The sequence below is a fragment of the Streptococcus sp. 4886 genome (assembly GCF_013276485.1).
Classification (GTDB): domain Bacteria; phylum Bacillota; class Bacilli; order Lactobacillales; family Streptococcaceae; genus Streptococcus.
Genome location: NZ_VMLD01000002.1, coordinates 147,940 through 153,939, shown reverse-complemented (window position 1 = coordinate 153,939; position 6,000 = coordinate 147,940). Strand labels below are relative to the sequence as shown.

Sequence of the window (6,000 nt, the reverse complement as noted above, 5' to 3'; positions counted from 1 at the left end):
TAAATTGTTATCGGTAGGAGACACAAATTTGTACTACTTCCCTCATATTGAAAAAATAGTATCTATAATCACTGATGAAATAAATGACGGCTTGTACGGTAATACTTTTGATAAATCTATTTCTATTGTTGGCGAAAGAGGATATGGAAAAACCTCAATCATATCGAAAATCTATGAATACTATCAAAATAAATCATATTCAATTTTTAAAATAAATCAAGATTTGATGACTTTTGAGAATTTTTTTGAGGAACTTAATTCAAAGAATTGGCCATCAAAATTCTCAAATACACTAAATGACTCAAGGCTAACTATAGGAATAGATTTGCCAATTGGTGAATTGGTAAAAGACTTATTATCCACTTTTAGAAAAAGTCATGCGTTTGAGACTGAATCTAATGAATATTATAAAAGCAAATTTAATATACTTTCAAAATTTCTCCAAAAGAACGAAGTAATTATCTTAGTAGATGACTTTGATAAGCAATCAGATGTTGTGAAACAATTTTTTTATAAATTATTAAATTATAAATCAAGTTCGATGTTTGACAATTTAACAATCATTTTTACAGCAACAAAAAGTATAAATAAAACGAAATCTCTGCACATCGAAAAACTTTCATTTGGAGATTTTCAACAAATTGTTAATACACAAAAAATTGATGATACCCAGCTAAAAAGTATATATAGCCTATTAAATGGGAACTTACATTTAGTAACGATTATTCAGCAACTGATACTAGGAAATAACATAGAAAAGATCAATATACAAAAATCACTTAAAGAAGAATTGCTGACGAAGCGTAACGGTGAAAATCTTTACTCTGTTCTTAGGAATATCTCATTAATTGATAAAACAAATATTAATAAAAATTTAGCAACTAATTTTTTAAATCAAATTCAACTAGAATCTTACTTGAATGATTGTATTAATGAAAATCTGTTGATCGAAACGACTGATTATTATAGTTTTGCTAGTGATTATGTCTTATATGCCCTAGAAGAATGGGAAGATACGGAACGTTATGAGTATAGTGTAATTATTTTAAGATGCTTTGATATTATTTATCCAGGAAATTATCATGACCGTCATCTCCTTGCTAGTAAATTAGGTCTCATAGAAGAATCAGAAATATCCCAAGTTCTAAATAATATATCTGACTTTAAGCGCTTAAATATATCTACCACAAAAGAAGATTCATTAAGAGAAAAAATTCAAGAACAATATGAATTAATTATTTCTGCTATTAACTATTTTATCTCAGGAAATTTTGAAGATGTTTTAAAATTAATAGAAAAAACTTCAGATTTTCATCCTTATTTAAAATTGGAAATCTTGGATATAAAATTTCAAACTCTATACAATCAATTTATTGATATAATTAGACAAAAAGAACTATTAACTGAAATTGAACTAGAAATTAATAGACTAGATGCTCAAGAAATCCACAAGGAATATTTATTAAAATTTTTAATTCTTAAAAAAAATATTTTATTAGAACTATCGCAATTAGAGAAAATTGATTCAGTGAATAAAAAAATTGAGGAAATTATCGCTCAATTTCCTCAAAATACTTATATAGGCTTATTGTATTATGCTCAAAAACTTAATAGCAATATGGAATATTCTGTTGAAATAGCAGAAAAAAGTCTACAGGAAGCCTATGACTATTTCAATACTCATAAATCTCAATATCCAAAACATTATATCGTAGCTACGATTAATTACCTCTCAAATCTATACTTGACACTGCAATATAGAACTGCTAATAGAATAGCAAAGCAGTTACTACAAGAATTAGAAGATGGTATTGTTCCATGTTATTCCTTTGGCAATATTATGTTGATCAACAACATTTCTTTGCTGGACTTTGTTAATAAAGATAGCATAAATGCAGAAATTCTTGAAAATATTCACCCAAATTCGCTACCAGATGTTGATTTAATCAAAAGTAATTTTGCTGTAATGTACTTTTTAAAAGGCGATTTAGAAACCAGTCTCCCCTTGATTAAGGAAGCATATTTTTCAATTAATCGCAATACCGATGTTGATAGTTATTATAAATACTATATTTATAATAACTATGCCTTTATAAACCTCTTTCTAGGAAACAAAGATTCAGCACTTGCAATCATTGAGGAATTATTGGGTTCTCTTCCTGATAGTCAAAGTAAAAATTATTTTAAGAAAAGAAATCAATTACTGTCCAAACAAATGAAACAGTTGGTTATTGAACTAGAACATAGGGAATTGGATGTTATTCAATATAATAGTTTTCTATTAAAATACTATCCTGAAGAAATTGGAATTATTTGGCAACATTGGGGGCAATTACTTTTACTTAGTCCATTAGAAATCTGGGAATAAGTTTCCAAGAAGTAACTTCATTATGATATCTAATGTATTTTCTTTATATATGCTATGCATAGACTTATAAAAAGAACTATGTTCAATATAATGAGGATAAGTATTGATATCAAAAATATAAGCTTTTCCTTGAGAATATCTGATATCAATTCTTCCGAATTTATCAAATCTTAGAAAAGAAACAGCTTCGGAGACTACTTGATTTAAAGTCGAAAGAATTTCTGAATCAGTTTCAATACTAAATGTATATTCATCGGTTAAAACATCATGAAAATCAAGGAAATCTTTCTGTTCATTATGATGAATACGAATAGGTGGCAATACGTGAATTTGCCCAGAATAATCCACGAAAAACGGAACTTCATATTCAACTCCTTCAATGAAACGCTGAACGATAAACTCCTGTTGATACGTCTCTACTCTTTTATCTAGTAAATCACAAGTCTCTTGATTTAAATGACATTTTGAAAGATGATCAACACCAATGCTACAGTAACCTGAATTAGGCTTAATAAATATCAGCTCCCCCTCTTGTGGCTTGCAATCAGCAAGCCATTTTTTTTGATATTGATACAGAAACGACTCCGGCATATCAAATCCGTAGTTACGTAATAAAATACTCCAGTGAAATTTATTACTTAATAATGCATTTATATATGGACTTGGCCCAATATGCTTAATACCATTGGTCTCACAAAATGCAGGGATAAGACTATCTCCAGCACATATTCCATTACTTTCTGTGTGTTCAAAAACAATGATATCACTCATTTTATCAGCATCTAGCGAGAGTAGTTTTGAAAATAGTGCATTAGTCTCAAAAAAGACTTCAGTGTAAATCCCTAGTGATTGAAAACACTTTAATACTTGCTCTAATTCAGATAAAGAAAAGAACTCTGAAAATCTATCCCCCTTCTCACCGCTATTAGTTAAATACTTAGTTGGACAGACTAAGAATATCTTTTTTTTATTGTCAATAATATAATATTGATATTTTTCTAGAGTGTTATTCACAAATTTTACCAAGTCATTCATGTATATTCGCACCCCTCTCTCCTACCGATAACAATTTATTATCGCTATACAAAGCACCTAAATAGGTTTATAATAGCATGATTATTGATAAAGGAGATTTTTATGGATTATAAACTTATTTCTACTTACTTAGATTATTGCAAAACTCATAAGCGTTTGAGTTCACACACGATTCGAGCTTATAAGAATGATCTTATGCAATTTTATAACTCAGACTATGATAATGTCGAATCCTATATAGAACAGTTGACACGATCTAACATAAAAACGAATACATTAAGAAGAAAAATTGCTTGTATGAAGGTGTTTTATAACTATCTAAAATACCAGAACATAATTGAAGAGAACCCCTTCAATCAATTGCGTTTTCAATTTAGAACTGAAAAAGTATTGCCTAAAACGATTCCGTATGACATTCTGAAAAGTATTTTTTTATATTTAGAGCAGAGAGTAGTTCTATCTAAAACTGATTATCAAAAACAACACGCTGAAAGAAATCTACTAATTATTTCACTTTTGCTTTCAACAGGCATCAGAATTTCTGAACTTTGCCACATTCATCTCAAAGATATTAATCTTTCCAATAAGACACTCCATATTATAGGAAAGGGTAAGAAAGAACGTATCCTATTTTTAGGAGATCAAAAAACATTCAATTTATTAGAAACATATATAAATAAAACAAGAAATGAATCAAATGATTTCTTGTTTCCAGGGAAATATCCACTTAAACCATTGTCAGAGCAAAGTGTACGTTTAGTTATAAAAAGAATCGTTGAACAAAATAACTTTTCTAGATCTATTACACCGCATATGTTTAGACATAGCTTTGCGACAATGCTTCTAGATAGTGATGTAGATATTCGATATATTCAACAAATTCTTGGACACAGTTCTATATCAATCACACAAATCTATACTCACGTATCTCATTCAAAACAAAAAGAAATACTTAGTTCTTTTAATCCTGTATCAGCGATTCATTCTGAAATCGAGTAAGAGACATTTCCAAAGTCTACAGTTCACTTCATCTTAAATTAATTTTTGTAGTTCGACTTTAGTTAATAGATTTTATACTCAACAAAAGTAACAAACATACAAAACCTCACTTTGAATCAGTATTTATACTATATTCCGTATTAAAACTCCATAATTGTTTTCTAAAATACTGTTTTCAAATATTCTTAAATATAATAAAAAAAGATTGATAAATGAACTTAATTACTGTAAAAGCGAATCAAATCCTCCCACAATAAAATAAATTGAGAAATCTATTTCCTACTTAGGTAAATTTCTCAATTTATTTACTTATTTTTATTTTGAAAATTTGGTAAAAAGATTATCTACATTGTTTCTCATAAATATCTAATGTGATCTATTTCCAGTAGATTACTATACTCTTATGATCTTATACTTCATTTTTAGTATTTAAATGACTACTTATTATAAAAATTCCAGTAATAAATAAGGCGATTCCTAAACGAACAAAGTTAATCGATTGTTCTTCTCCTGTTTGGGGTAAATTTTTTACTTCCGATTCTATTTTTTTAAAATTAGTTGATACTATAAAATCTGATTTATATTCATTAAATTTACTGTAAAGTAGTTCAGGATTCTCCTGATTTTTAACACCAACCACACTATCTTTAGAATTATCCTCTATATTTTCAATAGTCTTTCCAAAAGTATCTTGTGATTTAACTACAATCTTTTTCTGTAAATTTTCGTCAGATAGTGGAATATCTTTAGGGATTTGATTTGTAATTGTTTTAATTTTAACTGTATCCTCTTTAGTATCCATAGTTTGCATTGAATTCTCTGGATTTATAATATTTTTATTATCATTTTCAAATTCTCTTTTCGGCTTCTCATCAGTTTTTCCAAAATAGAGATAATCGTAAAGTTGTTGTGCAGTTATTCCTCCACCAACCCAACCAGAAATAGTTTTACCATTTTTAAAATAAATAATTGTTGGCGTTCCAGGAATACCGATTGTTTTAAAAATGAACTCTTTAGCAGAATCATCAAAATCCTCACCATCTATATCGTAATATTCTAACTTTTTATCAATCAGCATATTAAACTCTTTCAATACTCCAGAAAATTCACGACAATGATAACATGTCCCTCTTCCAAAATATAAAGTATGTTCCGAATCTTCTGAAGTGAATATCTGACGAACTTCAGCAATACTAATTTTATTAAAATCAGACACATTTGAAGCATATTCTTCATATGTAACTGATTTCATATCTTCAGTTTCTTTCTTAATAATTTCTTTCGTAGATTGCTGAACGTTACTTTCATTTTCTCTATCGCTAGACTTTTGTTCAGTTAAAGATTCTCCAGTGGTTTCTGTAACAGCTGGTTCTAAATTTAAAGCTGATGGCACTGTATCAGAAAATTTTGTTTCAGCACTTTCAGCCAAAACAAGATTCGGACTAATGGTAACTAACGCTACGGTACTAACTAATAAAGATTGTAATAAATACTTCTTCATAATGTGGCTCCTTTTTATTGATAATTTTATTTTACACATTTTAAAACTAAATTTTTAAGCAAATCCTAAAAGGTAGCTATATTATACTGAAATGGTA

General features: G+C 28.3%; 4 protein-coding genes. 2 read left to right on the top strand and 2 right to left on the bottom strand.

Features of this window, described 5'->3' with window-relative positions:
• A partial coding sequence (locus HT679_RS01105) for a hypothetical protein (protein ID WP_205380501.1) occupies positions 1-2,368 on the top strand: 2,368 nt, incomplete at its 5' end.
• Here HT679_RS01105 and HT679_RS01100 read toward each other — a convergent pair.
• Complete coding sequence (locus tag HT679_RS01100; RefSeq protein WP_173212404.1) at positions 2,351-3,403, bottom strand: ATP-grasp domain-containing protein; 1,053 nt, start codon at positions 3,401-3,403, stop codon at positions 2,351-2,353. The genes HT679_RS01105 and HT679_RS01100 overlap by 18 nt on opposite strands.
• Positions 3,404-3,505: 102 nt before the next feature.
• On the opposite strand from HT679_RS01100, the gene HT679_RS01095 reads away from it, so the two are divergent.
• The gene (locus HT679_RS01095; RefSeq protein WP_049532748.1) at positions 3,506-4,402 is read left to right on the top strand and encodes a tyrosine-type recombinase/integrase; all 897 of its coding nucleotides are present in this window, start codon (positions 3,506-3,508) and stop codon (positions 4,400-4,402) included.
• A gap of 409 nt (positions 4,403-4,811) precedes the next feature.
• On the opposite strand, the gene HT679_RS01090 is transcribed toward HT679_RS01095, so the two are convergent.
• The gene (locus HT679_RS01090) at positions 4,812-5,903 is read right to left on the bottom strand and encodes a thioredoxin domain-containing protein (protein ID WP_173212403.1); all 1,092 of its coding nucleotides are present in this window, start codon (positions 5,901-5,903) and stop codon (positions 4,812-4,814) included.
• Between the last annotated feature and the right edge of the window lie 97 nt (positions 5,904-6,000).